Origin of the sequence: Methanopyrus kandleri AV19 (genome assembly GCF_000007185.1) — an archaeon.
Classification (GTDB): domain Archaea; phylum JAADCQ01; class Methanopyri; order Methanopyrales; family Methanopyraceae; genus Methanopyrus; species Methanopyrus kandleri.
This window is the reverse complement of the sequence record NC_003551.1, coordinates 1,202,100-1,229,009: the sequence shown is the minus strand read 5'-3', so window position 1 is coordinate 1,229,009 and position 26,910 is coordinate 1,202,100. Positions and strand designations below refer to the sequence as shown.

At 66.2% G+C, this 26,910-nt stretch carries 35 protein-coding genes; 18 read left to right on the top strand and 17 right to left on the bottom strand.

Annotation, left to right across the window (positions count from 1 at the left end; genetic code table 11):
* Positions 1-44 precede the first annotated feature (44 nt).
* A complete protein-coding gene (locus tag MK_RS06645) occupies positions 45-1,385 on the bottom strand; it encodes an acetate--CoA ligase family protein (RefSeq protein ID WP_011019614.1) in 1,341 nt (446 codons plus the stop codon).
* A 4-nt stretch (positions 1,386-1,389) separates the two neighbouring features.
* A complete protein-coding gene (locus MK_RS06640; RefSeq protein ID WP_011019613.1) occupies positions 1,390-1,758 on the bottom strand; it encodes a CBS domain-containing protein in 369 nt (122 codons plus the stop codon).
* 81 nt (positions 1,759-1,839) lie between these two features.
* Here MK_RS06640 and MK_RS06635 point away from each other — a divergent pair, with 81 nt between their 5' ends.
* From MK_RS06635 to MK_RS06590, 9 genes are all read left to right on the top strand, one after another.
* Positions 1,840-2,250: a hypothetical protein gene (locus tag MK_RS06635; RefSeq protein ID WP_011019612.1), complete on the top strand. Its 411-nt coding sequence runs from the start codon at positions 1,840-1,842 to the stop codon at positions 2,248-2,250.
* A gap of 23 nt (positions 2,251-2,273) precedes the next feature.
* Positions 2,274-2,456 (top strand): DUF362 domain-containing protein, encoded by a 183-nt coding sequence (locus MK_RS06630; protein ID WP_011019611.1) that lies wholly within the window; start codon positions 2,274-2,276, stop codon positions 2,454-2,456.
* Positions 2,457-2,708: 252 nt separating this feature from the next.
* Positions 2,709-3,032: a NifB/NifX family molybdenum-iron cluster-binding protein gene (locus MK_RS06620; RefSeq protein WP_226988742.1), complete on the top strand. Its 324-nt coding sequence runs from the start codon at positions 2,709-2,711 to the stop codon at positions 3,030-3,032.
* Positions 3,033-3,039: 7 nt separating this feature from the next.
* A complete protein-coding gene (locus MK_RS06615) occupies positions 3,040-3,828 on the top strand; it encodes a 4Fe-4S binding protein (RefSeq protein ID WP_011019608.1) in 789 nt (262 codons plus the stop codon).
* A gap of 14 nt (positions 3,829-3,842) precedes the next feature.
* Positions 3,843-4,622, top strand: coding sequence for a P-loop NTPase (locus MK_RS06610; RefSeq protein WP_011019607.1), 780 nt, complete (start codon positions 3,843-3,845; stop codon positions 4,620-4,622).
* Positions 4,623-4,695: 73 nt separating this feature from the next.
* A complete protein-coding gene (locus tag MK_RS06605) occupies positions 4,696-5,394 on the top strand; it encodes a hypothetical protein (protein ID WP_011019606.1) in 699 nt (232 codons plus the stop codon).
* A gap of 2 nt (positions 5,395-5,396) precedes the next feature.
* Complete coding sequence (locus MK_RS06600; protein ID WP_148679752.1) at positions 5,397-6,077, top strand: RNA ligase partner protein; 681 nt, start codon at positions 5,397-5,399, stop codon at positions 6,075-6,077.
* Complete coding sequence (locus MK_RS06595) at positions 6,074-7,510, top strand: thiamine pyrophosphate-dependent enzyme (protein WP_011019604.1); 1,437 nt, start codon at positions 6,074-6,076, stop codon at positions 7,508-7,510. The genes MK_RS06600 and MK_RS06595 overlap by 4 nt, the downstream gene beginning before the upstream one ends.
* Positions 7,511-7,668: 158 nt before the next feature.
* A complete protein-coding gene (locus MK_RS06590) occupies positions 7,669-8,445 on the top strand; it encodes a YraN family protein (protein WP_011019603.1) in 777 nt (258 codons plus the stop codon).
* Here the strand turns inward: MK_RS06590 and MK_RS06585 are convergent.
* Positions 8,421-9,455 (bottom strand): hypothetical protein, encoded by a 1,035-nt coding sequence (locus MK_RS06585; RefSeq protein ID WP_011019602.1) that lies wholly within the window; start codon positions 9,453-9,455, stop codon positions 8,421-8,423. The two genes, MK_RS06590 and MK_RS06585, sit on opposite strands and share 25 nt — an antisense overlap.
* Before the next feature lie 223 nt (positions 9,456-9,678).
* Here MK_RS06585 and MK_RS06580 point away from each other — a divergent pair, with 223 nt between their 5' ends.
* From MK_RS06580 to MK_RS06570, 3 genes are read left to right on the top strand one after another with little or no spacing between them, the layout of a single operon-like run.
* The gene (locus tag MK_RS06580; RefSeq protein ID WP_011019601.1) at positions 9,679-10,392 is read left to right on the top strand and encodes an ABC transporter ATP-binding protein; all 714 of its coding nucleotides are present in this window, start codon (positions 9,679-9,681) and stop codon (positions 10,390-10,392) included.
* Positions 10,377-11,300 carry a SufB/SufD family protein gene (locus MK_RS06575; protein WP_148679749.1) on the top strand — a complete coding sequence of 308 codons (924 nt, stop codon included), beginning with the start codon at positions 10,377-10,379 and terminating at the stop codon, positions 11,298-11,300. The genes MK_RS06580 and MK_RS06575 overlap by 16 nt, the downstream gene beginning before the upstream one ends.
* Before the next feature lie 5 nt (positions 11,301-11,305).
* Positions 11,306-11,965, top strand: a complete 660-nt coding sequence (locus tag MK_RS06570; protein WP_011019599.1) for an FKBP-type peptidyl-prolyl cis-trans isomerase — start codon at positions 11,306-11,308, stop codon at positions 11,963-11,965.
* Here the strand turns inward: MK_RS06570 and MK_RS06565 are convergent.
* Complete coding sequence (locus tag MK_RS06565) at positions 11,955-13,016, bottom strand: NAD(P)-dependent glycerol-1-phosphate dehydrogenase (RefSeq protein ID WP_011019598.1); 1,062 nt, start codon at positions 13,014-13,016, stop codon at positions 11,955-11,957. The genes MK_RS06570 and MK_RS06565 overlap by 11 nt on opposite strands.
* A 27-nt stretch (positions 13,017-13,043) precedes the next feature.
* On the opposite strand from MK_RS06565, the gene proS reads away from it, so the two are divergent.
* The 4 genes from proS (at position 13,044) to purM (ending at position 18,197) form a co-directional block, all read left to right on the top strand.
* Entirely contained in the window at positions 13,044-14,447 is a 1,404-nt protein-coding gene (proS, locus tag MK_RS06560; RefSeq protein WP_226988627.1) for a proline--tRNA ligase, read from the top strand.
* Between the two features lie 42 nt (positions 14,448-14,489).
* Entirely contained in the window at positions 14,490-15,122 is a 633-nt protein-coding gene (psmB, locus tag MK_RS06555; RefSeq protein WP_011019596.1) for an archaeal proteasome endopeptidase complex subunit beta, read from the top strand.
* Between the two features lie 65 nt (positions 15,123-15,187).
* Positions 15,188-17,146: a beta-CASP ribonuclease aCPSF1 gene (locus MK_RS06550; protein ID WP_011019595.1), complete on the top strand. Its 1,959-nt coding sequence runs from the start codon at positions 15,188-15,190 to the stop codon at positions 17,144-17,146.
* Positions 17,147-17,168: 22 nt separating this feature from the next.
* Positions 17,169-18,197, top strand: coding sequence for a phosphoribosylformylglycinamidine cyclo-ligase (purM, locus tag MK_RS06545; protein ID WP_148679967.1), 1,029 nt, complete (start codon positions 17,169-17,171; stop codon positions 18,195-18,197).
* Between the two features lie 16 nt (positions 18,198-18,213).
* Here purM and MK_RS06540 read toward each other — a convergent pair whose 3' ends face one another.
* From MK_RS06540 to MK_RS06495, 10 genes are read right to left on the bottom strand one after another with little or no spacing between them, the layout of a single operon-like run.
* Positions 18,214-18,609, bottom strand: a complete 396-nt coding sequence (locus tag MK_RS06540; RefSeq protein ID WP_011019593.1) for a 50S ribosomal protein L32e — start codon at positions 18,607-18,609, stop codon at positions 18,214-18,216.
* A 12-nt stretch (positions 18,610-18,621) separates the two neighbouring features.
* Positions 18,622-19,200 carry a 50S ribosomal protein L6 gene (locus MK_RS06535; protein WP_394296050.1) on the bottom strand — a complete coding sequence of 193 codons (579 nt, stop codon included), beginning with the start codon at positions 19,198-19,200 and terminating at the stop codon, positions 18,622-18,624.
* A 49-nt stretch (positions 19,201-19,249) separates the two neighbouring features.
* Positions 19,250-19,642 carry a 30S ribosomal protein S8 gene (locus MK_RS06530; protein ID WP_011019591.1) on the bottom strand — a complete coding sequence of 131 codons (393 nt, stop codon included), beginning with the start codon at positions 19,640-19,642 and terminating at the stop codon, positions 19,250-19,252.
* 16 nt (positions 19,643-19,658) lie between these two features.
* Complete coding sequence (locus tag MK_RS06525; RefSeq protein WP_011019590.1) at positions 19,659-19,805, bottom strand: 30S ribosomal protein S14; 147 nt, start codon at positions 19,803-19,805, stop codon at positions 19,659-19,661.
* Between the two features lie 14 nt (positions 19,806-19,819).
* A complete protein-coding gene (locus tag MK_RS06520; protein WP_011019589.1) occupies positions 19,820-20,380 on the bottom strand; it encodes a 50S ribosomal protein L5 in 561 nt (186 codons plus the stop codon).
* Positions 20,381-20,392: 12 nt separating this feature from the next.
* Positions 20,393-21,175: a 30S ribosomal protein S4e gene (locus tag MK_RS06515; protein ID WP_011019588.1), complete on the bottom strand. Its 783-nt coding sequence runs from the start codon at positions 21,173-21,175 to the stop codon at positions 20,393-20,395.
* 14 nt (positions 21,176-21,189) lie between these two features.
* Positions 21,190-21,639, bottom strand: a complete 450-nt coding sequence (gene rplX / locus MK_RS06510; protein WP_011019587.1) for a 50S ribosomal protein L24 — start codon at positions 21,637-21,639, stop codon at positions 21,190-21,192.
* Between the two features lie 14 nt (positions 21,640-21,653).
* The gene (locus MK_RS06505) at positions 21,654-22,055 is read right to left on the bottom strand and encodes a 50S ribosomal protein L14 (protein ID WP_011019586.1); all 402 of its coding nucleotides are present in this window, start codon (positions 22,053-22,055) and stop codon (positions 21,654-21,656) included.
* 12 nt (positions 22,056-22,067) lie between these two features.
* Positions 22,068-22,406 carry a 30S ribosomal protein S17 gene (locus MK_RS06500; protein WP_011019585.1) on the bottom strand — a complete coding sequence of 113 codons (339 nt, stop codon included), beginning with the start codon at positions 22,404-22,406 and terminating at the stop codon, positions 22,068-22,070.
* A gap of 14 nt (positions 22,407-22,420) precedes the next feature.
* Positions 22,421-22,744 (bottom strand): ribonuclease P protein component 1, encoded by a 324-nt coding sequence (locus MK_RS06495; protein ID WP_011019584.1) that lies wholly within the window; start codon positions 22,742-22,744, stop codon positions 22,421-22,423.
* Between MK_RS06495 and MK_RS06490 the strand changes: the two genes are divergently transcribed.
* Positions 22,744-23,175 carry a hypothetical protein gene (locus MK_RS06490; RefSeq protein WP_148679747.1) on the top strand — a complete coding sequence of 144 codons (432 nt, stop codon included), beginning with the start codon at positions 22,744-22,746 and terminating at the stop codon, positions 23,173-23,175. The genes MK_RS06495 and MK_RS06490 overlap by 1 nt on opposite strands.
* On the opposite strand, the gene MK_RS06485 is transcribed toward MK_RS06490, so the two are convergent.
* The 3 genes from MK_RS06485 to MK_RS06475 form a co-directional block, all read right to left on the bottom strand.
* Positions 23,165-24,172: an isocitrate/isopropylmalate dehydrogenase family protein gene (locus tag MK_RS06485; protein ID WP_011019583.1), complete on the bottom strand. Its 1,008-nt coding sequence runs from the start codon at positions 24,170-24,172 to the stop codon at positions 23,165-23,167. The genes MK_RS06490 and MK_RS06485 overlap by 11 nt on opposite strands.
* A gap of 67 nt (positions 24,173-24,239) precedes the next feature.
* Positions 24,240-25,592 (bottom strand): PFL family protein, encoded by a 1,353-nt coding sequence (locus MK_RS06480; RefSeq protein WP_011019582.1) that lies wholly within the window; start codon positions 25,590-25,592, stop codon positions 24,240-24,242.
* A 5-nt stretch (positions 25,593-25,597) separates the two neighbouring features.
* Positions 25,598-25,870 (bottom strand): ACT domain-containing protein, encoded by a 273-nt coding sequence (locus MK_RS06475; protein ID WP_011019581.1) that lies wholly within the window; start codon positions 25,868-25,870, stop codon positions 25,598-25,600.
* 224 nt (positions 25,871-26,094) lie between these two features.
* Between MK_RS06475 and MK_RS06470 the strand changes: the two genes are divergently transcribed.
* Positions 26,095-26,904, top strand: a complete 810-nt coding sequence (locus MK_RS06470) for an undecaprenyl-diphosphate phosphatase (protein WP_011019580.1) — start codon at positions 26,095-26,097, stop codon at positions 26,902-26,904.
* Positions 26,905-26,910: the final 6 nt, after the last annotated feature.

The following is a 26,910-nucleotide window of genomic DNA, read 5'->3' as shown; positions in this document are numbered from 1 at the left end:
GGCACCACCCACCGTCGGTACTCAATTGTTAGGTGCGCCTAACATTATAATACTTCCGCCCACCTGGCCGCGTGGTACAGCGCCCTCGCGGCGCGCTCGGGCGAGGGGAACGTCGGCACCCCGCCCTCCTCTAGAACCCTGATCCCCAGGGCCACGGAGTGACGGCCCATCCAGACCCCGATCACCGGTCCCGGGAACTCCTCGACGAACTCCACGACCGCCCGTGCCGTCTTCACGGGCTCCGTCACGCTCTGCGGCGTGAGGATGACCATCACGGCCCCGTACCGATCGGGATCCGCGAACTCCTCCAGCGCGACCCGGTAACGCTCCGCGTCCGCGTCCCCCAGCACGTCGACGGGGTTACCCGTCGCCGCCTCCGGTGGCAGCACCGAGGGGTCCCCCGCGGGCTCCGGGAGCTCGAAGCCCAGCTCGTGCAGGGCGTCCGTCGCCAGGATCCCGCCGCCCCCGGCGTTCGTCACGATCAGCACGCGGTCCGACGTCGGGGGACCGGCCTTAGCCAGCAGCTTCGCCGCGTCGAACGCCTCCTCGAACCCTCCCACGAAGATACCACCCTCTCCCTCGACGAGCCCCTCGTAGACCTCTCCCGAGCCCGCCAGTGAACCGGTGTGGGTGCCGACCGCCTCGGCCCCGGCCTCCGTCCTGCCGCCCTTGAGCACGATCACCGGCTTACGCCCGGCACACTCGGACAGCGCGTCCAGGAACCGCGGCCCGTCCTTGACGCCCTCCAGGTACAGCACGACCACGTCGGTATCGTCGTCCTCCGCCAGGTACTCGAGGAAGTCGGGGAAGTCCAGGTCGGCCGCGTTGCCCAGGCTCACGAACTTGCTGAACCCCACGCCGACCGTCCCGACGTCTCCCGAGGAGAACCAGTCGATGACCGATGTCGCGAGGGCCCCGCTCTGCGTCACAAACGCGATGTTGCCCGGGGGAGGGGACTCCGCCGCGAAGGACGCGTTGAGCCCGATCCTCGCGTTGATGATCCCGAGGCAGTTGGGACCCACCAGCCGGACGCCGACTTTCCGGGCGGTCCTGACCAGCTCCCGCTCGAGGTCCTCGTTGCCCGCCTCGGAGAAGCCCGCGGAGATCACCACGCAGTACGGTACGCCGGCCTCCCCGGCCTCGCGCACCACCTCGGGAACCACGCGGGCGGGGACCGCGATCACCGCCAGGTCGACCCGCTCGGGGAGCTCGAGGAGCGACGGGTAGCAGCGTCGACCCAGGAGCTCGTCGGCGTGGGGGTTCACGGGGTACACCGGTCCGTCGAAGTCGCGCAGCAGGTTCCGGAAGATCCCGTGACCTACCTTCGAGGGGTCTCGGGAGGCGCCGACCACGGCGACGGCCTCGGGATAGAACAACCGTTTCAACGGCTCACTCCCCTAACAGCACGCGGATGGCGTCCAGTACGGTGACTACGCCGACGATCTCCCCGTCCTCGACCACCACCGCGCGGTCCTCACCGACGGCCGCCATCAGGTCCAGCGCGGTCTCGAGATCCTCGTCTGGGTCCACGGTCACGGCCTTCCGGGTGACATCGCCCGCGGTCAGCTCCCTCCACTCGCCCGAGGCCAGGGCGCGGACGACGTCGACCGACGTCACGATCCCGATCAACCGGCCACCCTCGACGACGGGCACCCCGTGGATCGACTCGGACGCGAACGTCCGGAGCACGCGCTCCAGGGGCTCGTCCGGCCCCACGACCACGACGTCCTCGGTCATCGCGTCCCGGACCGTGGGCACGGCTTTCCCATCCCCAAAGCTTTATTACCGAGTTAGGTTTCCCTAATCGCGGCGTTAGGAGGACCTAAGGGGGTGAAGGGCATGGCGAGCCGGCGATATAGGTACATCGGCCCGTGCAGGTGCGGGCTAGGTCCACACGCGTTCTACGAGGACACGGAAACGGGAGAGATAAAGCACGCCTGGCAGGTACTGGGTGAAGAAGGCGCGCCGGCACCGGCGTGGCCCGGTGGCTGGTGGAGAGGAGGTTGGCGCGGCGGTCCCGGTTGGGGCGGTGGTTGGTGGTGGCTCGCAACAGCGGACGAGGAGACCCGGAAGGAGGTACTGAAAGCGATACGCGAGACCTTCGGGGAGGACTTAGCCGAGGCCGTAGAGAAGCTCGCGGAGAGCGTGTCGGAGGGTCCGGAAGGAGGGAAGACGGAAGAGCTGGAGGAGCTGCGGAAGAAGCTCGAGGAACTAGAGAAGCGGCTGCGAGAGATGGAGGAGAAGGAATAACCCGCGTCGAGACACCTCAGGCGGTGTTCGTGCACGACGCCTCCGAGTGCGAGGGATGCGGTGAGTGCATGCGAGCCTGTCCCACCGGTGCGCTCCTCGTCTCCGTCGGGTACGTCGAGGTAGACGCCTCCAAGTGTCGCGCCTGCGGATCGTGCGCCCGGGTGTGTCCCACGGGTGCTCTCCGGATGGAGCCCAAGAGGGGGTGATCGGGTTTGATCCGACGCGACGTGAAGGTCTTCCGGTGCTCCCGGTGCGGCGAGATCATCGAGGTACCGTACGGCGCCCCCAAACCCTCGAGCTGTCCGAACTGTGGAGCCCCAGCCGTGTTCATCCACCGGCTGAACCCCGGGCCGGGTACCTGGGGAAGCTACGCCGGTCTCGGACGCGGTATGGGTCGCGGCGGTCCCGGCCGCGGAGGTCGCGGTGGTCCGGGACGAGGGGGTCCCAGGTAATTGCGCGTGGCCGTGATGGTGGAAGGTGACGGGGTGTCCTCCCGGTTCGCCCGAGCTCCTGAGATCCGCGTGTACGAGGTGCAGGATGACGACGTCGAGCTCGTCGAGTCCACGAGTAACCCCGTCGCGAACCTCCCGCGCGGGGCCGGTAGGCAGATCCTCACGGTCCTCACGGAACTGAACGTCGAAGCCACGGTCGCCGCGCGTTACGGTCCCAACGCGCTTCAAGGTCTCAAAGCCCAGGGGATCAAGGCCTACGTCGCCGAGCCCGGGACCGATCCGGAAGAGGCGGCCCTGAAGGCCGCCCGCGGCGAGTTACCCGAGGAGTGATCCCCGGATGTGGCTGGCCGTCACGGGCGGCAAAGGAGGTGTCGGTAAGACCACGGTCGCCGTTCACGTCCACCGGATCCTGGGCTGGGACGCCCTCGACCTGGACGTCACCACCCCCAACCTCCATCTTTACCTCGACTGCGAAGAGGTCGAGCGGTCCGACGTGTACATCCCGTGTCCGAAGCTTGAGGACGAAGACGCGTGCGATCTCTGCGGGACGTGCGCGCGGGTCTGCGCGCCGGGCGCCCTCGTGGTCGGGCGCTCGTGGGACCTGGATCCCGACCTGTGCCACGGCTGCGGGTTGTGCATCGAGAGCTGCCCCAACGGCGCCCTGGCGTACGACCGCGTTCGGATCGGTGAGGTACGGAGGTACCGGGTGTCCGAGACCGGGGCGACGCTGACGTCGGGATCGCTCGACGTGGGTGACCGGCGGTCCCGACACCTCGTTCACGCGCTCCTGGAGGGTGCGGACGACGAAAGGGACCTGATCCTCGACACGCCGGCCGGCGCCGGGAAGGACGTGTACGACGTTCTCAAGGCCGCGGACGCCGCGATCGCCGTGACGCAGCCGACCCCGGCGGCTTACCACGATCTGAGGCGCCTGATGCGCGTCGCCGACCGCGCCGGGATCGAGGTGGTCATCCTGATCAACAGGTCCGACCTCTCGGATTCCTGGAGGCGGAGGATCGAGGAGGAGGTCCGGGATCCGGTCGTCGAGGCCCCTACCGTAGACGACCCACCCCGATCGGAGGTCTTCAGGGAGGCGGTAGAGCGCTGCCTAGAGGAGGTCGTGTAGGCGGGGGTATCGCGTTGGATCCGGAGCTCAAGGTCGCCGTCCTGGGAGGGAAGGGCGGCGTGGGGAAGACGATGCTCTCGATCGCCCTGGCGGCGGAGCTAGGGGTGCCGCTGGTGGATGCCGACGTGACCGAGCCCGACGTACCCGCGTACCTGGAGCTGGAGGTCGAGGAGGTGCTCGAGGAGATCCGGGCCCGCTACGCGGTCAAGACCGACGATTGCGTCGAGTGCGGGAGGTGCTCGGAGGTCTGCCCGTGGGACGCCGTCGAGGACCCCACGGCCTGCGACGGGTGCGGGATCTGCGCGATCGCCTGCCCCGAGGACGCGATCGAGTTCGAGCCGGAGGTCCTAGGTGAGATCGTCAGGTCGCGTAACCCGGACCTGAACCTCGAGGTGATCCATCCGAGATCCGAGCCCTGGGTACCCGAGCTCGCGCACGTGATCCACCGGATGGTTCCCGAGCGTCCGTGCGTGATCGACTGTCCGGCGGGGCTGGGGTGTCCCGTGATCGCGGCCCTCTCCCGCGCCGACGCCGCGGTGCTGGTGACCGCCCCGAGCCCCGCGGCCCGTCACGACTTCGAGCGTGCCAGGACCCTGGTCGAAAGGTTCGGACTCCCGACCGTCACCGTCCTGAACCGGGCGGACGGATCGAGCGACGACCTCGACGTGGTGATCCCGGAGTCGGAGGACGTGCTGGACGCCGCGCTACGGAGGGACGCGCGGGCGCTGTACCGGGCGCTCCGATCCCACGCGCGGGAGATCGTCGAGGAGCTCCGGTCCGAGGCATCGTTTTAGGACGCGTAACGGCGGCCCTGAGGCCTTAAACCCGGGAACCCCGCATGACCTCACGGGGACGACCACCCTGCCGGTGAGGGAACCTTCCCGCGGGGAGCTGGAGGAGTACCGGGAGGTGCTCGAGGAGCTGACCGGCTCGGACCTCGGGATCGCGGACCGGGAGGTGACCGTGGAGCGCATCCGGGGACCGGTCCGGGCCGACCGCGTCTTCGTGGACGGCCGCCCGGTGCTCACGGTCACGTTCGACCCGTGGACGGCCTCCTGCGTGTACACGCTGACACCTCACGGCGCGAGGGAGGCGGAGGAGATCACCGGGGAACGCCCGGAACGCCGTCGCCTGGTCCGTCGCGACCCGTACGGCCTCCTGGACTTCGAGCCGACCGGGACGAAGCGGGACCTGGAGAAGGCGGTGACCCGCGCCCTGGAGGAGTGCGACGTGGGCGTCCTGGAGCTGGAGACGGCCACGGAGCGCGTGAACGGCGTCGAGCTGACGGGCCTGGCGGTGTACACGGCGCGGGAGTTCCTCTACGTGGATGTCGTACCGCCGGACCCCGCCGGGCGCCCGAACCCAGTGAACGCCGTCGCCCGGATACTCCACGCGTTCGGAGGCGAGGAGACGCGCCCGTGGATCCACCCCGAGTACAGGTTCCTGGGAGTCCGCAGGATCCGCGACGGCAAGGTCGCCCGGTGCCGTCTGGGCCGCGAGCTGGTCGAGTTCGAGGCCAGGATCACGCGGGCCGGTCTGGTGCTCCGGCCCGCCCGGGGTGACTGACCGTGTACAAACAGCGGTTCGTGCTCGATACCACGGCCTTCACCGACCGGGGTGTGGTGGACGAGCTCGGGGACGGTGACCTCTGCGAGGCGGTGACGCGGCTCCTGGACCTGATCGGTAGGGCGCGGATGGAGCTGGCCATCAGCTGCTACATCCCGTACCCCACGGTGTACAGGGAGCTGAAGGGGTTCCTCGAGCGGAACGGGTGCCCGGAGCTGCTGTCCAGGATCGATACGTGGATCGTGAAGAAGACGCCGAACCGGTACGAGGTGAAGGTCCCGGCGCGGTTGTTCATGGCCTACGTGAAGGACATGCGGGAGCGGCTGGACCGGGGGAGGAAACGGGCTGAGAAGGCCATCTGGGAGGCGGCCCTGGAGGCGTACGAGATCATGCTACGCGAGGAGGCGGACGTGCCCAAGGAGCGGATCATTCGGGAGGTGATCGGGGAGACGGTGCGGCGCTTCCGGCGGAAGTACCGTCAGACGGTGCGCCACGGAACGCTGGACAGCGCGCCGGACCTGGACGTGCTCCTGCTCGCGAAGGAGCTGGACGCGGCCGTGGTGGCGAGCGACGAGGGTATCGAGCGGTGGGCCCGGGAGCTCGGGCTCCGTTTCATGCCCGCGTGCTCCTTCCCCGATATGATCGAGGAGTACTTGAGAATGTCGAGGGAGGTGGAAGGGTGACCTCGTTCAGGTTACGTCCCGTGTTCGGGGTACCCGGGGACGACGTGACCCGACCGTACCTGAGGCTCGCGGAGGAGGACGAGCTAGTCCGGACGACGCGGGAGGACGCGGCCGTGTACGCGGCGATCGGGGCCGCCGAGGTCTCGGGCGAGCCGGCGGCGGCCCTGGCGACCTGCGGGCCCGGGGTGGCGGTCGCGCTGGCGGGGCTGGCGTGCGCGCTGGCCGATCGCGTACCCGTGCTCTGCGCGACCGGCGAGATCACCGAGCGCGGGTTCCAGTCGCTCGTACCCTCGATGGCGTCGGACGGCGTGGAGCTCACGGTGACGGACGACCCGGAGGAAGCCGCACGGACCCTAGCGCGCTCAGAGCCCGTGCTGTACGTCGATCCGGGGTTCGACCCAGACGGGGTCTCCGCGGAGCTCGAGGGAATCGAGCCCGTCGAGCCGGACCCCGAGGACGTGGAGCGCGTCCGCGGGCTCCTGGAGGGTAAGCGCGTGGCGATCCTGGTGGGACGGGGCTGCTACCGCGCGCGGTGTGGGGAGCTCGTGGAGCGGTTGTGCGAGGTCCTGGAAGCACCGATCGTGGAGACGATGCGCGGCCGGGGCGTGGTGCCCGAGTACCACCCACGTAACGCCGGGGTCGTGGGTCTCAGGGGCTGGGCGAACGACATGGTAGAGGACGCCGACGTCGTGCTCGCCCTAGGGGCCCGGTTGTCGGGACGCACGCGCGCGGACATCGACTGGCCCACCACGGTCGCGGTCGGTTTCGGGGTGGAGGACGCGGACGAGGTCGTGGAGTGCGACGTGCGGGCCTTCGTGGAGGCACTGCTCGAGGACCCTCCGAGGACGGAACCGTGGAACCCGGAGCCGGGCGAGCCGCCGGAGTTCGATCTGGAGCTGTACCGGGTCGTGAAGGCCGCACTGAAGGCCTGGATCGGGCCGGCCACGGTGGACTCGGGTCAGATCACCCCCACCGCGCTGCTGGCCGCCCGGCTGTCGTCCCCGTCCGAGTTGATCCACTCCGGGTCGTTCTGTCCCATGGGGTTCGCGATCCCGGCGGCGCTGGGAGCCTCGGCCCGGGTCCCCGAGATGGCGCTCGCCCTGACCGGGGACGGTGGGTTCATGGTCTCCTGTCAGGAGCTGGAGACGGCGGTCAGGGAGGACCTCCCGATCGCGGTGCTCGTCACCCGTAACGGGGAGTTAGGGTTCACCCGGCAGGTGATGGAAGAGAAGGAGGGCAGGGCCGCCAAGATGGGGCTGGACGCCGACGTTCTGAGTATAGTCGAGTCCCTGGGCGCCGAGGTCGAGGTGATCGAGAAACCGGACCCCGGTGAGGTGAAAAAGGTCCTCAGGGACGTGGAGATGAACGGGGAAACCACCGTCGTGGTCGTCGAGCTCCCGCGCGAGGACGTCCCGATGCCGGGGTCGGGATGAGGAGAACCCCGGTCACCGAGCTGGTGAGGAGGGACAGGCGCCTCGACCGGTCGGAACGACGACGCCCGGATCCGACCCCGGTCCTGACGATGATGAGTACGGGGCCCGTCGGGTGATCGACGATCGGACATCCGCCTGCCGAGTCGGGCGGTGGTCCGTTGCTCCGCCGCGGTAAGAGCGCCGAGGAGATCGCGGCCTCGATCCTGCGGAAGGAAGGCTTCGAGGTGGTGGCGAGGAACTACCGGGTGGAGCTGGAGGACGAGCTGGTCGCGGAGATCGACATCGTGGCGGAGAAGGACGGGGAGCGGTACGCCGTCGAGGTGAAGGCGGGTACGGTGGGCGTGGACGCGGTGAGGCAGGCGTACGTGGCCGCGAAGCTCACGGGCTACCGACCGCTCGTGATGGGGAGAAGGGTGCACCCGTCGGCGGAGGCGCTCGCGGACCACCTCGGGGTGGAGGTGCGGGAGTTCTCCGAGTTCGTGGAGGTCGAGCCGGTGGACGAGCTGGCCGCGGTGGTGTCGGACCTACTCCAGGACAAGATGCTGGTGCTACTCTCCGCCGCCTCGAACGTGTCGTGGGAGGACCTCTACGCAGCCCTCCAGGGCGACCTACGGCGGGTCACGGAGCTGGTTCGGGTCCGGGACCGCTCCCAGGCGGAGGAGCTGATCGAGGCGCTGGCCTTCCTGAAGCTCATGGCATCAGAGACCGTGGGGGCCGTCAAAGGGGTCGAAGGGGACGAGTTCCTGCTGGAGCTGGATCCCAGGGTGGAGGTCCCGGACGGTACGACGCTCGTCGTGTTGAACCGATGGGGGTCCCCGGCGTTCGTCCTCGCCGAGCCGGTGAGCGTCGGGACGCACCGGGCGAGGATGCGCTCGTGGGAGGGGAAGGTCGAGACTGGGGAGCGCGTGGTCTACCTGGGCGAGGTGGAGGGCTGAACCGTGCCGAGTTGCCGGGCCCGCTTGAGGATGCTCTCGAGGGGCGGATCGTCCACCTCCTGGACCTCCTCCGGGTTCCCCACCTCCCACCTATCGGCGAGCTCGTCGAAGGCGGCCTCCGCGGCCCGCTGGGCGTCGCGGCCCCATCCCCAGGGCAGCGGGATCAGGACCGGGTACACCCGCTCCCCGTCGTACAGCACGACGGCCGTGTCGTAGTGGTGACCGCACCAGGCCCCCTCCTCGAGCAGGATCCGGTGGAACGTGTCGTTGGCCTCGGCAGCCTCCAGTACCCCCTCGGGGTCGGGATCCCGTAGGTAGTCCCGCACGCCGCACCCGCTCTCGTTCTTCCACCACTCGAGCCTGGGGAAGTGGAAGTTCACCTCGCGGAGGGCCGCCACCACGTGACCCTTGTCGAAGCCCAACTCGAGGAGGGGTCGGTACTCGATGGCCTGTCCGTGGTGCGTGATCGCGTCGAGTCGAGCCCTGTGCGGGGCTTCTCCGAAGTTCGCGCCCCCGAGTATCACGGAGCCCGGGAACGCCTGGGCCGCGACCTCGAACCGGAGCCGACCGCAGAGCCGGCAGAGTTCGCGCTTGGACTCGACCGGAGGTGGTACGTCGAGGTGGTACAGGTAGACCGGGGTCTCGTAGCGGCTGTCGAGCTCGGAGGCGACTAGGTACGCCCGGGCGTGGACGAGCTCACGGGGCATCCCGGGGTAGAACCCCACGGTGTAACAGACGAGCTCCACCCCGTACTCCTCGCAGGCTCGGGCGGCCGCCGCCGCGCACAGGGTGCTATCCATACCCTCGAGTCCCACGCACACCCGGGCGGCTTCGGTCTCGTAGAGCACCTCCCGGACCGCGCGGACCACCTCTCGGAACAGTCCTTCTTCGTGCCGGTGATATGGGTACACCGCGTCCCACGCCGGGGCCTCCGTGACTGACGGGGCTTCCCGGAGCAGTTCCAGCAGCTTCCGCTCCGGTTCGATCTCGTAAACCTCGATCTCGGGCATCGGGAAAGCCCCGGTGGAGATCCTTTATTGTTCTACGATTTTCGAATGAGGAAGCGTAGTAACTGTAAAGGTGTGAGACCCCCTGTGCCCGGGTGTCGGCAGGTGGCCTCATCCCACCTGGCCGGTCGGCCCGGTGATGTCCCGGGCCGTTGGGCCGGGCCCTCATCGGCGGCGCGAAGCGCTTCCTAGGGCCCGGGTCGCGGGCGTACGGGGGCCCTAGACGTTGGCTCTGCTCGAGGTTAAAGACCTGCGGGTGGAATCCGAGGACGGAACGGAGATCGTTCGAGGTGCCTCCCTGACCGTCGACGAGGGCGAGATCGTCGACCTGATCGGTCCCAATGGGTCGGGGAAGAGCACGCTGGCGAAGACCATCGTGGGGTGCTCGGGATACGAGGTCGTCGAGGGAGAGGTCCGGTTCAAGGGTCGGGATATCACCGACCTCCCCATGTACGAGCGGGCGAGGATGGGACTGACAATGTCCTGGCAGGAGCCCGCGAGGTTCGAGGGCCTGACCGTGGGCGAGTACCTGTCCGTCTGCACCGACGATGAGGACTGGGCGCGACGGTGCCTTCGGATCGTCGGTCTCGACCCGGAGGAGTACTGGGACCGCGAGTGCGGTGAGAACCTGAGCGGAGGCGAGCGGAAGCGCGTCGAACTGGCCGCTGTGATGGCGATGAGACCGGACCTGGTGATCTTGGACGAGCCGGACGCGGGACTGGACATGTCGTCGATGGAGGATCTGGCGAAGGTCATCGAGACCATGAGGGAGGAAGGCTCCGCCGTGCTGCTGATCACGCACAACCGCGACCTGGCGGAGCAGGTCGGTGACAGGGCCTACCTGATGATGGACGGTAAGATCGTCGATGAAGGGGACCCGAAGGACGTGGTGCTCAAGTGCCTGATGTGCGGGGGTGGCCTGGTGTGCGGGGCGGAGTGAGCCCCGAGGAGGTGTTCAAGCCTACGGGTTATCACGCGGGTCCGGACACGCCGCGGATCGTGATCATCGAGAACAAGGTCGTGAACGTGCAGGGGGCGGAGGGCCTCGAGCTCAACGCCGAGGAGGAAGACGACACCGTCGTCGCCGAGCTCGTGGTGAAGGAGGGGTACGAGTTCGACGAACCCATCCACATGTGCGTGGGGGTTCCATGGCCGGAGGGAGTCCAGCGGATCGTGACGAGGCTGATCGTGGAGCCAGAGGCGAAGATACAGCTGATGTCCCACTGTTCGTTCCCGAGAGCGCGCGACGTCGTGCACGAGATGGAAGCCGAGTTCGAGATCGGTGAGGGCGCGGACGTGAAGGTTACGGACGTGCACTACCACGGGGAGGGAGGCGTACGGCTGAAGGCCAAGTACGACGTGTCCGTGAAGCCCGAGGCGTCCTTCGTGACCGAGTTCAGGCTCACGGAGGGTCGGGTCGGCGAGCTGGAGTGGGAGATGGGCGCCCGCGTCGAGGAGCGGGCCACCATGGAGGGAGTGGCGAGGCTGAGGGCCGTCGGGGAGGATCGCGTCCGGGCAGTGGAGAGCGTCAGGTTGACCGGGGAGGACGCGCGGACCCTCCTGGACTTCAAGGCGGCGGCGATCGACGGCGCGTTCGTCGAGCTGGTCGGTGAGATCTCAGGGGAGGCGGACGGCGCCCGCGGTCACGTAGAGTGCTCGGAGATCATTAAAGGAGGTGGGAAGGTCGTCAGCGTTCCCAAGCTGCGGGTGGTCCACCCAGGCGCCCGGTTGACGCACGAGGCCGCCCTGGGTACCGTGGAGAAGAAGGAGGTCGAGACCCTGATGTCCCGAGGTCTCTCGGAGGAAGAAGCCGTCGAACTACTCGTGAACGCGATGCTGAGGGGTTGATCGTCGTGGCCGTTGAGAAGGGTGACTTCGTGAAGATCCACTACACGGGACGCGTGAAGGACACCGACGAGGTAATCGACACCACACGGAAGGAGGTCGCGGAAGAGCACGATCTGAACGTCGAGTCCGGCCCGGTGGTGGTCGTGGTCGGAGCCGGAATGGTATGGGAACCGGTTGAGGAGGCACTGGTGGGCGCGGAACCAGGGGACGAGTTGGAGGTCGAGGTGCCCCCGGAGAAGGCCTTCGGGGAGCGTGACCCATCGCTGGTCCGGACGTACCGTGAGTCCGAGTTCAGGGGGAGCGTGAAGCCCGGGGATACCGTCGTAAGTCCCGACGGCCGGCGCGGTCGCGTGCTCAGCGTCGACGGTGGACGGGTGAGGGTCGACTTCAACCACCCGCTGGCGGGTAAAGCGCTGGTGTACGAGGTGGAAGTCGTGGACGTACTGGAGGACACGGTGGAGCGGGCGGAGGGCCTGCTGGAGACGATGGTGCCATCCGTCGACGCGGAGCTGGAGCTGGACGGGAACACGCTGCGCGTCAGGGTGGAAGGCGACGACGCCGCCAATCCGGCGTGGGCCCGGGCGAAGCAGAGGTTCGCGAAGCTGATGATAGAGTACGACGACGCCGTGGAAGAGGTCGTGTTCGAAGAGCGGTTCACTGAATGACGCCCGTCTCCTCGGCCGCCCTCTCCGCGGCCTCGCGCGTCAGTCCTTTATCCCCCAAGATGGTGTACCGGTCCGGACGTATCTTGTGCGCCCGGCAGAGCGCTTCGATGATCTCCTCGTCACTTACCCCTAGGTCCTCGGCCGTGGTAGGTGCGCCCGCCGTTTCGAGCGTCTCACGGATTTCCCGCCAGTTGCCCCCGTGCAGGTACTCCATGATGATGGTGCCGACCCCGCACTGCTCGCCGTGAAGCGCCGGACGTTCCGCGATCACGTCCAGGGCATGGCTGAAGAGGTGCTCCGACCCGCTGCACGGTCGGGAGGAGCCCGCGATACTCATAGCCACCCCGCCGCTGATGAGCGCTTGAACCAGCTTCTTGATGCCTTCCGGGAGGAGCTTGCCGATGGGTTTCGCGTTCTTCATCACGATCCGGGCCGCCATCAGCGATAGGGAGGACGCGTACTCGCTGTAGGGCTCGTTCCTGAGCCGGTGCGCCAGTCGCCAGTCCTTCACCGCCGTCACGTTGGAGACGACGTCCCCGACCCCGGCGCGGATGAGGCGCTCCGGGGCCTCTCGGATGACCTCTATGTCCGCCAGGATGGCCAGTGGAGCCTGGGCGGGCTCGGAGTACGGCCGTCCCTCCCGGCGGATGGAGGCGAACGGTGATGCGATGCCGTCGTGGGAGGCGGATGTGGGGACGCTGATGAACGGGATACCCCGACGGTACGACGCCACCTTCGCCACGTCGATGACCTTACCGCCGCCCACCGCGGCTACCACGTCCGCGTCGATCTCGTCCAGCGCCTCCAAAGCTTTTTTCACGTCGTCCCCGGTCGACCCCTTGACGATCACCGGTGACGTCTGGTACCCGGCTTCCTCGAGGTGGTCGGCGACCTCGTTCCCCGCGATCTTCATGGTAGTTCGCCCGGAGAACACCGCGACGACTCCGTCCGGTACTCCGACGCTACGTAGGAGCTTCGGAACTTCGGGGAGCACGTTCGAACCCACGACGACCTCTCTCGGGAGCTGCATGCGTTTCTTGGGAACGCTCAACTTCCGTCGACCCCGAGGGGTGATCGATTGGAGTTCTCGGAGTGGTACGCGGAGGTCTTGCGCAGCGCGGAGATAATGGACGTGAGGTACCCCGTTAAGGGTATGTACGTGTGGCTACCGTATGGGTTCGAGATCCGACAGCGGGTAGTCGAGAAGCTGAGGCGCAAGCTGAGGGAGACCGGGCACGAGGAAGTACTGTTCCCGACGCTGATTCCGGAGACCCAGCTGAAGAAGGAATCCGAGCACATAGCAGGGTTCGAGGACGAGGTGTACTGGGTGACCCACGGGGGTCTCAAGGAGCTCGACGAGAAGCTGGCGCTGCGGCCGACCAGCGAGACGGCGATCTACCCGATGTTCGCGCTGTGGATCAGGTCACACGCCGACCTACCGCTCAAGATATTCCAGATCGTGAACACCTTCCGGTACGAGACGAAGCACACCCGACCGCTGATCCGGATGCGGGAGATCACCACGTTCAAGGAAGCCCACACAGCCCACGCGACCGAGGAGGAGGCGGAGGAGCAAGTCAAGGAGGCGGTGGAGATCTACTCGTCGTTCTTCGACGAGCTCGGGATCCCGTACATCGCGTCGGTGCGACCGGAGTGGGACAAGTTCCCGGGCGCCGAGTACACGGTGGCCTTCGACACGCTGATGCCGGACGGTCGGACGCTGCAGATCGGTACCGTCCACATGCTCGGCCAGAACTTCGCGAGAACGTTCGAGGTCACCTACGAGACGGAGGAGGGTGACCAGGAGTACGTGTACATGACCTGCTACGGTATATCGGACCGAGTGGTGGCCTCGATGATAGCCATACACGGGGACGAGCGCGGCCTGGTGCTACCGCCGGACGTGGCTCCGTACCAGGTTGTGATGGTCCCCATACTGAAGAAGGGAGTCCGGCGGAAGATCCTGGAACGTGCCGCGGAGGTCGAGGAGATGCTGCGGGAGGAGGGAGTCCGGGTCAAGGTGGACGACCGCGACATGAGCCCGGGACGCAAGTTCCATTACTGGGAGCTGAAGGGTGTCCCGCTGCGTATCGAGCTCGGAGCCCGGGAACTCGAGGAGGGTACCGCGGTAGTCTTCCGGAGGGACGAGCTCGAGCGCGAGACGTACGCGTTCGAAGAACTGCCCGACGTCGTCCCTGAGCTGCTGGAAGACATCGCGATGGAGCTGCGGAAGCGAGCCCGCGAGAAGTTCGAAAAGGGTATATTCCGAACGGACTCCCCGGAGGAAGCACGAAGACTGGTTGGTGAGGGGATCGTCGAGACCGGTTGGTGCGGTTCCGAGCGCTGCGGTGTACGTATGGAGGAGGAGTTTGGTGGAGACGTTCTCGGTACGCCGTACCCCGAAGAAGACACCGAATTCGAAAGGTGTCCGATCTGTGGTGAAACAGCCGAGTACACCGTCCGTATCGCGAAAACGTACTGAAACTGGAATCAGGGGTTGTCCGGTTTGCAGTTGAGTGACGTGATGAAGGAGCTGGACCAGCTCACTAAGGGAACCACGACCGTCGGCATACTGGCCGATAAAGGGGTCGTGTTGGCCGCCGACCGGCGAGCCGTGATGGGCAACCTGATCGCGGGCAAGCAGGTGAAGAAAATCTTCCGCATCCACGACTACATCGGCGTGACCACGGCCGGCTCGGTGGCCGACGCCCAGAAGATCGTCGACCTCATGCGGGCGGAGGCCAGACTGTACGAGCTGAGGCACAACCGGATGATCAGCGCCAGGGCGCTGGCCAACATGATCTCGCACGTGCTGCACTCGAGCCTCAAGGCGTTCCGCCCGTACCTCGTGCAACTCATCGTGGGCGGGTTCAACGACGACGATCCGGCGCTGTACAACCTGGACCCCAGCGGATCGATCATCGAGGAGGACTACACGGCCACGGGTTCTGGCTCTCCGACGGCCTACGGTGTGCTGGAGGCCGAGTACGAGGAAGGGATGTCGTTGGACGACGCGATCGAGGTGGCCGTCCGGGCCGTGAAATCCGCGCTCGAACGCGATACCGGTACCGGTGAGGGGGTGACCGTGGTAACCATCACCCGGGAGGAGGGGTACCGAGAGCTACCCGAGGAGGAGGTGGAGAAGCTCCTCTCGTGATCCCTCAGCCCCCTCCCCCGGACAATCGACCCCGGTGATCACCGGTGAAGCCAGGGGCGGATGCGTTGAGCGAGCGAAGAGGCGGCGAAAAGACGTTGGAAGAGGTCAAAAAGAAGGTCATGGAGAGAGTCGAGGAAGTGCTGCCTTCGGACGTCGTCGTGACCGACGTAGACTTCGAAGGTCCCGAGGTCGTCCTGTACACCAACTCACCGCACTCCTTCGTCAAGGACGATTCGGACCTGGTCACGAGATTGGCTAAAGCCCTGAGGAAACGTGTCAAGATAAGACCTAATCCCGCCGCGCTCTCCCCGGCCAAGGAGGCCAAGAAGGTCATCCTGAAGATCATCCCGGAGGAGGCCGGGGTCAGCGAACGGGACCTGCTGTTCCTGGACACCGGAGAGGTAGTGATCTTCTCGAAGAAACCCGGACTGGTGATCGGCAAGCGCGGGAAGAACGTGCACAGGATCTCCCGGGATACCGGCTGGGTACCGCGGATCTACAGGCAACCACCGATCCCGTCGAAGACCGTGAACACGACACGCCGACTGATACTCTCGGACGACTCGCGCCGCAAGTTCCTGAGGAACGTCAGCGCCCGGATCTTCTGCGGTCGAACGCGGAGCCGCGGCACCGAGTCACGGTGGGCCCGGGTCAGCGCCTTGGGAGGCTTCCAGGAGGTCGGACGCTCCTCACTGTTCCTACACACCGAGGAGAGCCGCGTGCTCCTGGACTGCGGTGTGAACGTGGCCGCGAACGGTACGGACGCCTATCCGCACTTCAACGTCCCGGAGTTCCGTATGGACGACCTCGACGCGATCGTGATCACGCACGCACACCTGGACCACTGCGGCTTCCTGCCGTACTTCTACCGACACAAGGTCATCGAGAGCCGGGTCCCGGTCTACTGCACGCCGCCGACCCGCGACCTCATGTACCTGCTCTTGACGGACTACATCAAGGTCCTCGAGAAGCGCGGCCAGGAGCCCCCGTACACCGAGAAGGACGTCAAGAAGGTCATCAAGCGCACGATCACGATCGACTACCGGGAGCCCACCGACATCACGCCCGACATGAGCATCACCTTCTACAACGCCGGACACATCCTGGGATCGGCCTCCGTGCACGTGTTCCTCCAGGACAAGGGCCACAACTTCGTGTACACGGGCGACATCAACCCGACCCCGTCCCGGTTGCTCGAGGGCGCGGACAACCGGTTCAAGCGGGTCGACTCGATGGTCGTCGAGGCCACCTACGGTGACTCGCGACACGGGAGCCGTCGTAAGGAGGAGAACCGGTTCAGGAAGATCGTGCGGGACACGCTGAAGAAGGGCGGTAAGGTGCTCATACCGTCCTTCGCCGTCGGACGCGCCCAGGAGGTCATGCTCGTCCTGGAGGACATGCACCGCAAGGACGAGCTCGAGGGCCCGGTGTACTTGGACGGTATGATTTACGAGGCGACGGCCATCCACACGGCGTACCCGGAGTACCTCAACCGCCGCCTGCAGCACAGGATCCTACACGAGGACGACGACCCGTTCACCTCGGAAGTCTTCGAGCCCGTGGAGGGCTCGGACCACCGCCAGGCGATCATGGAGGACGACGAACCCGCGGTCATCCTCTCGACCTCGGGTATGCTCGAGGGGGGCCCGATCCTGGAGTACCTGCGCGAGCTCTCCGACGATCCCAAGAACACGCTGATCTTCGTGGGTTACCAGGCCGAGGGCACGCTCGGAAGGCAGATCCAGGAGGGTGCCAAGGAGGTCCCGCTGCCCACGCCCACGGGCAAGACGGAGACCCTACGGATCGAGCTCCGCGTCGAGACCGTGAGCGGGTTCAGTGGACACGGCGACAAGATCGAGCTCACCAAATACGTGCGGTCGATACGTCCGTCGCCGCCGTCGAAGGTCTTCACGAACCACGGCGAGCCGCGCGCGTGTAAGTACTTCTCCAACCACCTGCGCCGCACGGTCAGGAAGGTCTTTTCCATGGCGCCCGAGAACCTGGAGTGCTTCCGTCTCACTTAGGGGGTACGACGAGTTGTCCGAGATGACCTACAAGGACGCCGGAGTGGACATCGACAAGGAGGCGTTCGCCGTCCGGGCGATCCGGGACGTGCTGGAGAAGTACAAGGTGGAGCCGGAGGGCTGCCGGGAGGTCGAGGGCATCGGCCACTACGCCGCCGTGCTCGAGGTGCACGGGGAACTGCTGACGCTCAACGTGGACGGCGTGGGGTCCAAGGTCCTCGTCGCCCAGCTGGTCGGCCGGTACGACACCGTCGGCATCGACGCGATAGCCATGAACGCGAACGACGCGGTGTGCCTCGGGGCGCGGCCGCTGGCCTTCCTCGACTACCTGGCGATGGAGGATCCCGACCCCGACGTCTGCGCGGAGATCGCGGAGGGACTCGGCAAGGGAGCCCGAGAGGCGGGTGCCCCGATCGTCGGCGGCGAGCTGGCGACGCTCCCGGAGGTGATCCGCGGAAAGGAGGAAGGACGTGGGTTCGACCTCGTGGTCGCCTGTCTGGGTCGGGTCGAGGGGGACCCGATCACGGGGGAGGACGTGGAACCCGGCGACGCGATCGTGGGACTGCGGAGCTCCGGGATCCACAGCAACGGCCTGACGCTAGCTAGGAAGGTCCTCCTCTCGGAGTACGACGTGCACGACGAGCTCCCGCACGGTAGGACCGTGGCCGAGGAGCTCCTCGAACCGACGCGCATCTACGTCCGGCCCGTGATGGAGGTACTGCGGGACTACGAGGTGCGCGGAATCGCCCACATCACCGGGGGTGGAGTGGAGAACCTGAAGCGGCTCCGAGACGACGTGCGCTACGTGCTGGACGACCCGTTCGAGCCGCATCCCGTGTTCGAGATAATCAGGGAGCTGGGGAACGTGCCCGTCGAAGAGATGTACCGTACGTTCAACATGGGAATGGGCATGGCGTTGATCGTCCCGGAGGAGGAGGCCGAAGACGTCGTCGACACGGTGTCGAAGCACGTGGAGGCGAAGATCGTGGGACACGTGGAGGAGGGACGCGGGGTGGTCGTCCACATGGACGGGCACGAGGTGAAACTCTGAGTCAACAAAACCCGGATCACGCGTTCAGGACGACGATCCCCAGTTCTTCGGCCTTCTCGAGGATCTCCTGGCGCTTCCTCCTACCCACTCGACTGGCGATGCGCGCGGCCTGACGCTTCGGGTCGATCTTCTCCAGGTCCTTCGGGTTGTACACCAGCACCTCCTCGTACCCGGACGGGTGCAGGCCTCGGACCTTCTTCGGGGAGCCGTACCCCGGGTTCGGCATCTTCGGCTTGCTCTTGAGCTTCCTGCGCATCTTGCTGTGGCGGCCCTTCGGCCGGCGCCACTTCTCACCCAGTTTCTTGTACCGGTGCCACTCCTGCCGGCGGAACTTCGGCTTCTTCCGCTTGAGTTCCTCCCGGAGCTTGAGCAGGCGCTCCTCCTCCTTGGAGAGGTTCGGGTTCCGGACCAAGGCACCTCACCCTTACACGATCTTCTTGCCGTCCTTCTCGACGATGTAGATACCGTCCTGGAACACACGCGGGTCCCGATCCTTGATGTACGTGGCCTGCTCCAGGTTCGCGGCGGTCTGTCCGACAGCCTCCTTGTCGATACCACGCACGATGATGTCCTGGCCCTGCACAATGACCTCGGTGTTCTCCGGGTCCACGATCTCGGCGACGCGCGGCACGTTCTCACCCATGAAGTTCTCGATGTAGACCTTGCCCTCCTTCTGATCCACCTTGACCTCCGGCGGGAAGTGCGAGTACACCAGCTTGAGCTTGTACTCGTGGCCCTCGGTGACGCCCTTCTGCATGTTCTCGATGTAGGCCTTGATCATGCCTAGGATGGCCTTCTGACGCCGGTTGGACCTCGTGGCGGCGATCACGACCTCGTCGTCCTCGACCCAGAGGTACACGTCCGGGTAGTAGAACTCCTTCGTGACCTCGCCCTTCGGACCCTTGACGGTGACCTCGTACCGCCGGTCCTCGCGCTGGGAGATCTCGATCTCGACGTCGTCCTTGATCTTGACGCGTTCCTCCATCACGATGACGCCGGGAATGGCGTCCTTCGCGGGTTCGAACTTGGCCTCCGCCACGGTCCGGTCCCCCTCAGTACACGTACGCGAGCAGCCGTCCGCCGATGCCCCTCTCCTTCGCCTCGTAGTGGCTCATGACGCCCTCGGGAGTGGTCACGATCAGGAGACCGAAGTCTCGGGCCGGCAGGTAGCGCTGCTCCCAGTACTCCCACTCGTCCTTCTTGACCGGGTGCCTGGGCTTGATCACACCGCAGTCGTTGATCCGGCCGACCAGCTTGACGAGGAACTTCCCGGAGCGACCGTCGTCGATGAACTCGAAGCTACCGATGTAACCGTACTCCTGCATTACCTTCAGCACGCGGCCGATGAGCTTGGATGCCGGCTCGATCACGCACTCCTTGTTACCTACCATCTCGTTGTTCTTGATCGTGGCCATCGCGTCCGCGAGCGGGTCCATCAAGGTCAAGCGACACTAACCCCCCTCAGTTGTACTTCTTGAACCCCATCTTTTCGGCCACTTCTCGGAAACACTGCCTGCACAACATGATACCGTACTTCTGTATGACTCCGTGCGTGTCACCGCAGCGCCGGCACCGGCGTGCGCCCTTGCCGAACTCCCTCCTCGCCATTCCGGGTCACCCCCTCAGGGCAGGACCTCCACGTCGAACTCCTCCTCCATGAAGACTATGCCCTCCTCCTTGGTCAGCCGGTGCCGGCGCGGGACGGGGCGACGACAGCGGCGTCTCCTCATAACCCGGAAGCCCGGGCGCTCCAGGGTCACGGCGATGTCCATACCGAAGATACCGATCTCCGGGTCGTACTCGACGCCCTCGAGGGCGATGTGCTCCTCCAGACCGAAGCACACGTTACCGAACTCGTCGAACTGCGACTCGTGGAGCTCCCTGTCGACGGCGTCCAGCGTCCAGTCGAGGAACTCGATCGCCTGCTCCCGACGCAGGTCCACCTTCACTCCGATGGGCTGGCCGCGTCGGATCCCGAAGCTCGGGTTCGTCTGCTTGGCCCGGGTGTAGACGGGCTTCTGCCCGGTGAGCTCCTGGAGGAGCTCGTAGGCCTTCTGTAGCCGGTCCCCGGACTCGCCGACGCCTATGTTCACGGTGACCTTACCCACGCGCGGCTTCCGCATCGGGTTGCTCTCCCAGTCCTCCAGGATCTTACGCCGGGTCTCCTCGTCGACGACGGACAACGGGAGCTCCCCCTACTCCTCCTTCCTCACGGTGACCAGCGGCTCGTCCTTACCGATCGCGATGAGCCGGCCCTTCGTGGTCTGGAACTGGTCTCCCTCCGGGTTCTCGACGGTGATGAGGTCCTCCTGCGGACCCTCGAATGTCTGGATCTCGACGACACGACCCACCTCGCCCGAGTGTCGGCCGGTCATCGCGTACACCCAGACACCTTCCTCGAACGGGATGTGATCCACGACCTTCCAGCTCTCACCGCTGTCCGGCTCCGGGAGCTCGAGCACGAGGCTGTCTCCCACGCTGTAGACATCCTCCTTCGGGTCCGTCGGGTCCTCGATCTCGACGAGCCAGTTCTTACCGTCGTGCATCGTGATCTGGAGGTTGCCGCCCCTCACGTAGGTCTTGTTCTTGATCCGGCAGACCTTCACCCTGGCCTCCTCTTCGGAGATCGGCACGACGTCCAGGCGGTGGTGCTCGTTCATGACCACGCGGTACCTGTCCCCGGTGCGCGGGATCTCCACCACGTCCATGATGCCCACCGGGAACTTCGGCTCCTTCCTCACCACGCCGTCGACGTAGATCTCACCGCGCGTGATGATCTTCCGGGCCTCCCGGGCGTAGTCGGCGTATCCCAGCATGTCGCGTACCAGGATCAGCAGCGGCACGCTCGTGTCCATGGTGTGCGGTCCGGGGTACGGCCTCGGTGCGAACTTACCACCTTCCTTCCTCGGGATCGGCCAGGCGTACGGGGCCGCGAGACGCTTCACGTGACGCTTCGGACCACTACGCGCGCGACCCAAGCGAGTTCACCCCCTCACTCCTCGGACTTTTCCTCCTCTTTCTCTTTCTCCTCCTTCTCCTCTTCGGACTTCTCGGGTACGGCCTCGACCTCGGGGGTGCCACCGGAGCGCTCTATGATCTTACGCCGCATCGGGTCGTCCAGGTTCGGCTCGATGATCATCACGTTCGAGGGGTGGATCGGGTAGTACACCTTCTCTCCGTTCGCCCTCTCGATCGTGGCACCCTCCACGTAGATACGTAGGCGTTTCAGGTCCACCTCGACGACCTCGCCCTCGTGACCCTTGAAGTCACCGCGCATGATCCTGACCATGTCTCCCCTCCGGACCGGCAGGCTCCGACGGTTGAACTTCTTCCTGAGCTCCGGGTGGAGCGTGGCGCTCATGAGCTTCTGGCGCTTGTGTAGCGGGGCGTTGAAGAAGGCCTTACGCTGCTTCCTCGGCTGACTGGACTTCGTCCAGCGCAAGGGTGACGTCCCCCCTAGACGATGATGCTCGCGATGCTACCGATCCTGGGCCAGCGCTCCGCGGCCTCCTTGGCCACGGGGCCCCTGATCTCGGAGCCTCGCGGGGCTCCGTCCGGCGTCACGATGACGGCCGCGTTGTCCTCGAACTTCACGCGCGTTCCGTCGGGACGGCGGTACTCCTTGCGCTGACGCACGATGACGGCGTTCACGACTTCCTTTCGCATGTCCGGAGTACCTTCCTTCACCGAGCACACTACCATGTCGCCGATCCCGGCGTTCGGTAGCCTCCTACGGACGCCCTTGTAGCCCTTCACGGCGATGATCTGGAGCTCCCTGGCACCCGTGTTGTCCGCGCAGACCAGCCGCGCGCCCACCGGTAGCGCGGCATGCGGGGACTTCGCCTTAATCGCCTTCACGGCGGCTCACCCCTACCTCTCCTGTGCACGTTCGAGGACTTCGATCACGACGAAGCTCTTCGTCTTGCTCAGGGGCCGGCACTCCGCGATCCGGACCTTGTCACCTTCCTGGGCGTCGATGCAGGGCGGGTTGTGGGCCGGGATCCTGGAGCGTCTACGCTCCCAACGCTCGTACTTCCGGTCGTACCGGTAGTACTCGCGCTCCACGATCACGGTCTTGTCCATCCGGTCGCTCACCACGACACCCTCGAGGATCATCCCACGGACCCTCAGGTTACCGTGGAACGGGCAGTTCGGATCGTCGCACTCCCTCCGCGGTGGCTTGACGCCGAGCCCGATGTCTTTCGCCATTCGATACTCCCCCGTCAATCCAGGTAGTCCTCCGGATCGAACCTACCGCGCACGACCTCCGCGTATTTGATCCGCTTAGAAAGCCTTTCCTCCGGACGACCCACGAGCAGGGCACCGTCAACGCGTACCCTCTCGCCCGACGGAAGCTTGAGCTCGAGCAGCACCTGATCTTTCACTATAACCTTTTCACCGGACTCCGTCTTCAACACCAGGGTGTTCTTCGTTTCGTCCACGATCCTGCCTTCCAGGCCCTCGTACGGGGGCCCGAGCGACTTCACCACCCGACACTCCAGGCCAATGAGCTCGTGTCGGACGATGTTGCGCGGGGTGATCGGCAATGTCCAAGGGCCCCCGGGTTAAGGTCTTCCGGTCCGCGACGTGTCGGGACCTCCTGCGGCTCGCGATGGAGAGCGCGAGGGGGCTGGAGTCGGTTTCCGGGGACACCGTCAGGTACGACGCGGACTCCCGGGTGCTGGAGCTCACGGAGGACCCGACGTACCTGGAGGTGCGATCCGAGGAGGTCGGCAGGAGGCTCGGTGGGGAAGAACCCGTGGTGATTACCTTCAACGACCCGGCCGTGGCCGAGACCGAGAGGTGCTGCTTCCGGGATAGAATCGAGCTCGCCTCGGAGCTAGCCGAGCTGCTGATCGAGGGACGCAGCGAGGAGTTCGCACGCAGGGTTAAGGAGCTACCCGAGGTGGCCCTCGTGGAGCTCGGGGGTGATCCCAGGTACGAGCCGGTCGCCCTACGCCCCCCGCTCACCCGGTAGCCACACGCTCCGCGATCGCCTCGGCCACCTCCTCCGTGGTCGCGGAACCGCCGAGGTCGGGAGTCCTCACGCCCTCGCGCAGCACCTCCTCGACGGCACGCTCGATGATCCGAGCCTCCTCCCCGTACCCGAGGTGATCCAGCATCATGGCGGCCGAGAGGATCGCCGCCACCGGGTTCGCGATCCCCTTACCCGCGATGTCGGGTGCCGACCCGTGTACAGGCTCGAATAGGGCGGCGTCGTCCCCCAGGTTCGCGCTGGGTGCGAGCCCGAGGCTCCCCATCAGACCCGCCGCCAGGTCCGAGAGTATGTCCCCGAACAGGTTGGAGGTGAGGATCACGTCGAAGCTGTCCGGCTCACGCACCAGCTTGTACGCCGCCGCGTCCACGTACTCGTCGTCCCACTCCAGACCGCGACGCTCCACGGTTTCCGCCGCGACGCGCTTGAACGTTCCGCACGTGAGCTTCAGCACGTTGGCCTTGTGCACTATCGTCACGCGACCGGAGCGCTCCTCGGCGAGATCGCAGGCGACCTCAGCGACCCTGCGCGTACCCTCCTCGGAGATCTTACGCAGGGCGACGGTAACACCGTCGTGGATCTCGCACTCGCATCCGGTGTAGAGACCCTCGGTGTTCTCCCGGACGATCACCAGGTCGAACTCGGTGTCGACAGGTCGCGGTACGGGCCAGGAGCGAGCGGGACGGACGTTGGCGTAGAGTCCGAGCTCTTTCCGCAGCGTCACGATGGGACTCTTGGCCTCCGGGTCCTCCGGAGTCGTGCACGCGCCGAAGAGCATGGCGTCCGCCTCGCGGCAGCGCTCGATCGTCTCGTCCTCGATCGTGACTCCCCTCTTCTTCCACAGCGAGTACCCGGCCTGTTCCTCCACGATCTCGAGTTCGTCACCCAGAACCGCCCGCACGACCTTCAGGGCCGCGTCGATGACTTCCGGCCCGATCCCGTCCCCGGGGATTACCACGACGGTCGGCGACGCGTTCACCCCCGTCGGGCCTCGGAAAGGCCAATCCTCGTCACCGATCCCGCCGGGGCAGGCTCGTCATCGGCCGTTATCGTGGGAACTTAGGCGGTATCCGACCGTCCCTGCGGAACATGGTAGGTCGGTAGTCCGAGACGTCCATGACCGGTGCCCGGCCGAGCAGTCCGCCCATCTCGAACTCGTCCCCGGGCTCCTTGCCCGGCGCCGGGATGATCCTGACTGCCGTCGGCTTGCCCGTGACCACGCCGATCGCCGCCTCGTCCGCGATGATACCGGCGATGGTCTCGACCGGGGTGTCGCCGGGTACGACTACCATGTCGATCCCCACGGAGCACACCGCGGTCATGGCCTCGAGCTTCTCGAGGGTGAGGGCCTCCTCCGCCGCGCGGGCCATCCCGGCGTCCTCGCTCACCGGGATGAACGCCTCGCTGTAACCGCCGTGTCTCGAGGTCGCGGCCGCTCCACCCTTCTTGACAGCGTCCATCAGTAGGTGCAGCGCGGCCGTGCTCCCGGGACAACCGCACGACTCGAGGCCGATCCCCTCCAGGATCTCCGCGACGCTGTCGCCCTCCTCGGGGGTCGGAGCCAGCGACAGGTCCACGGCCCCGAACTCCACCCCGAGGCGCTCCGCCACCCGCCGGCCCACCAGCTCGCCGACCCGGGTGATCTTGAACGCGGTCCGCTTGATCTCGTCGTGCAGCGTCCGGAAGTCGACGTCCTTCAGCTCCTCGACGACGGCCCGGACGACACCCGGTCCCGAGATCCCCACGTTGACGCACGCCTCGGGCTGTCCGACCCCGTGGAACGCCCCAGCCATGAACGGCGTGTTCTCGGGGGCGTTGGTCAGCGCCACGAGTCTGGCACAACCGTGTCCATCGGTACGTTCCGCGGTCTCCTTGACGGCCTCCGCGGTCCTGTACACCGCGTCCATGTTGATCCCGTAGCGCTCGTCCGCGACCACGACCGACGCGCAGAGCCGCTCCGTCCCCTCGATGGCCTCCGGGATCGTGTCCAGTACGGCCTCGTCCGCCTCCGTGAACCCGTCGTAGACGAGAGCCGTGTACCCGCCGAGGTAGTCGACGCCGACCTCCTCCGCCGCCTCGTCCAACGCCTCCGCGAGGGTCAGGACGGCCTCGCGTCCCTCCTTCCGGACGGCGGACGCGGCCACGATGGAGCACGGTGTGACGGCGATCCGCTTGTTCACGATCGGCACTCCGAGCTCGTCCTCCACCTCCTCCACGACCTCCACGAGGTCACCGGCGACCTCGACGATCTTCTCGCGGACGTCCCGCGCCAGCTCCTCCGGATCCGGGTGAGCGCGGTCCAGGAGGTTGATCCCCAGCGTCACCGCGCGGACGTCGAGGTTCCGCATCCGGATCATCTCGATGGTTTCGATGACCTCCTCCACGTCCAGACTGGACATGGGACCTACACCCGGTGCATCGCGCGGTACACGTCTTCATGCTGAACGATCACGTCGACACCGAGCTCTTCGCCGGCCTTTTGGAGCTCCTCCCTCAGCTTACCCACGCTCACGTCGGCCTCGGAGAGGTCGACGAGCATGACCATCGCGAACAGGTCGCGCAGTACCGTCTGGGAGATGTCCTCGATGTTCGCGTTATGTTCGGCCAGGACGCTCGAGATTCCGGCGACGATACCGGGTCGATCCGCACCGATCACGGTCACCACCGCGCGGGTCAACCCGATGCCCCCAGGAGCGTGATCGCGACCGTCGGAAAGGTTTTCCGCGAAGGGCCCGAGGACCGGGACGGAGTGCAGACGCGGGCTTCGACGTCGAACGGCGAATCGGACCTTCCGACCGCTCGTGGAGATACCCGACCCGCGGCGTCAGATTACGGTAATCGCCTTCCGACTCCGGATTCCGAACAGAGATTTAACCTCGGGCGGTCGCGGCGGCGGAGGGGGTGCGGGAGATCGAGTTATGGACCGCCGTCCTGGCCGGCGTGGTGCAAGGTATCACGGAGTGGTTACCGATCAGCAGCGAAGGTCAGGCGACGATGACGATGATGAAGGTACTCGGGATCCCGCCCTCGACCGCGATGGACCTGGCGCTCTGGCTGCACGCCGGCACGCTGCTCGCCGTGCTGTTACGGTTCGGTGTCCCGTACTGGCTGACGGTGAGGGACCTGCTGATGGGCGGGCCGTGGCGGCGATTAGGATTGTTCGCGATCGTCGCCACGGTCTGTACGGCCGTCGTCGGGCTCCCGGTGTACAAGGTGTTGAAGGGGATCTTCTCGGCCGCCACGGGAGACGCGGTCCAGATGGCCATCGGAGGCGCCCTGATCGTCACGGGACTCCTCCTGCGGATATCGCCCGAGGGGCTGAGGGATCGCAGGGAAGTCAACGTCGTGGACGCCGTCATCGTGGGCCTGGGACAGGGGTTCTCGGTGATCCCGGGGATCAGCCGGTCCGGTACGACGATGGCGCTCCTGCTCTGGCGTAGGTTCGACGGTGGAGAGGCCGTGTGGCTGTCGTTCTACCTGGCCGGTCCGGCGATGCTGGGCGCGACGGCCTTAGAGCTCAAGGAGGGGCTGAGCGCGGCCACGAAAATGGGCACGTCGTGGATGGTGACGGCGATCGGGGTGTCCTTCGTCGTGAGTCTGATCTGCATGGAAGTGCTGCTGCGGGTGGCGAGACGTCTCGACTTCTCGAAAGTGTGTCTGCTGTTGGGTGGGATCGCGCTCCTCGTGCCGCTCGCAGCCAAGATGCTCTGAGGAGGG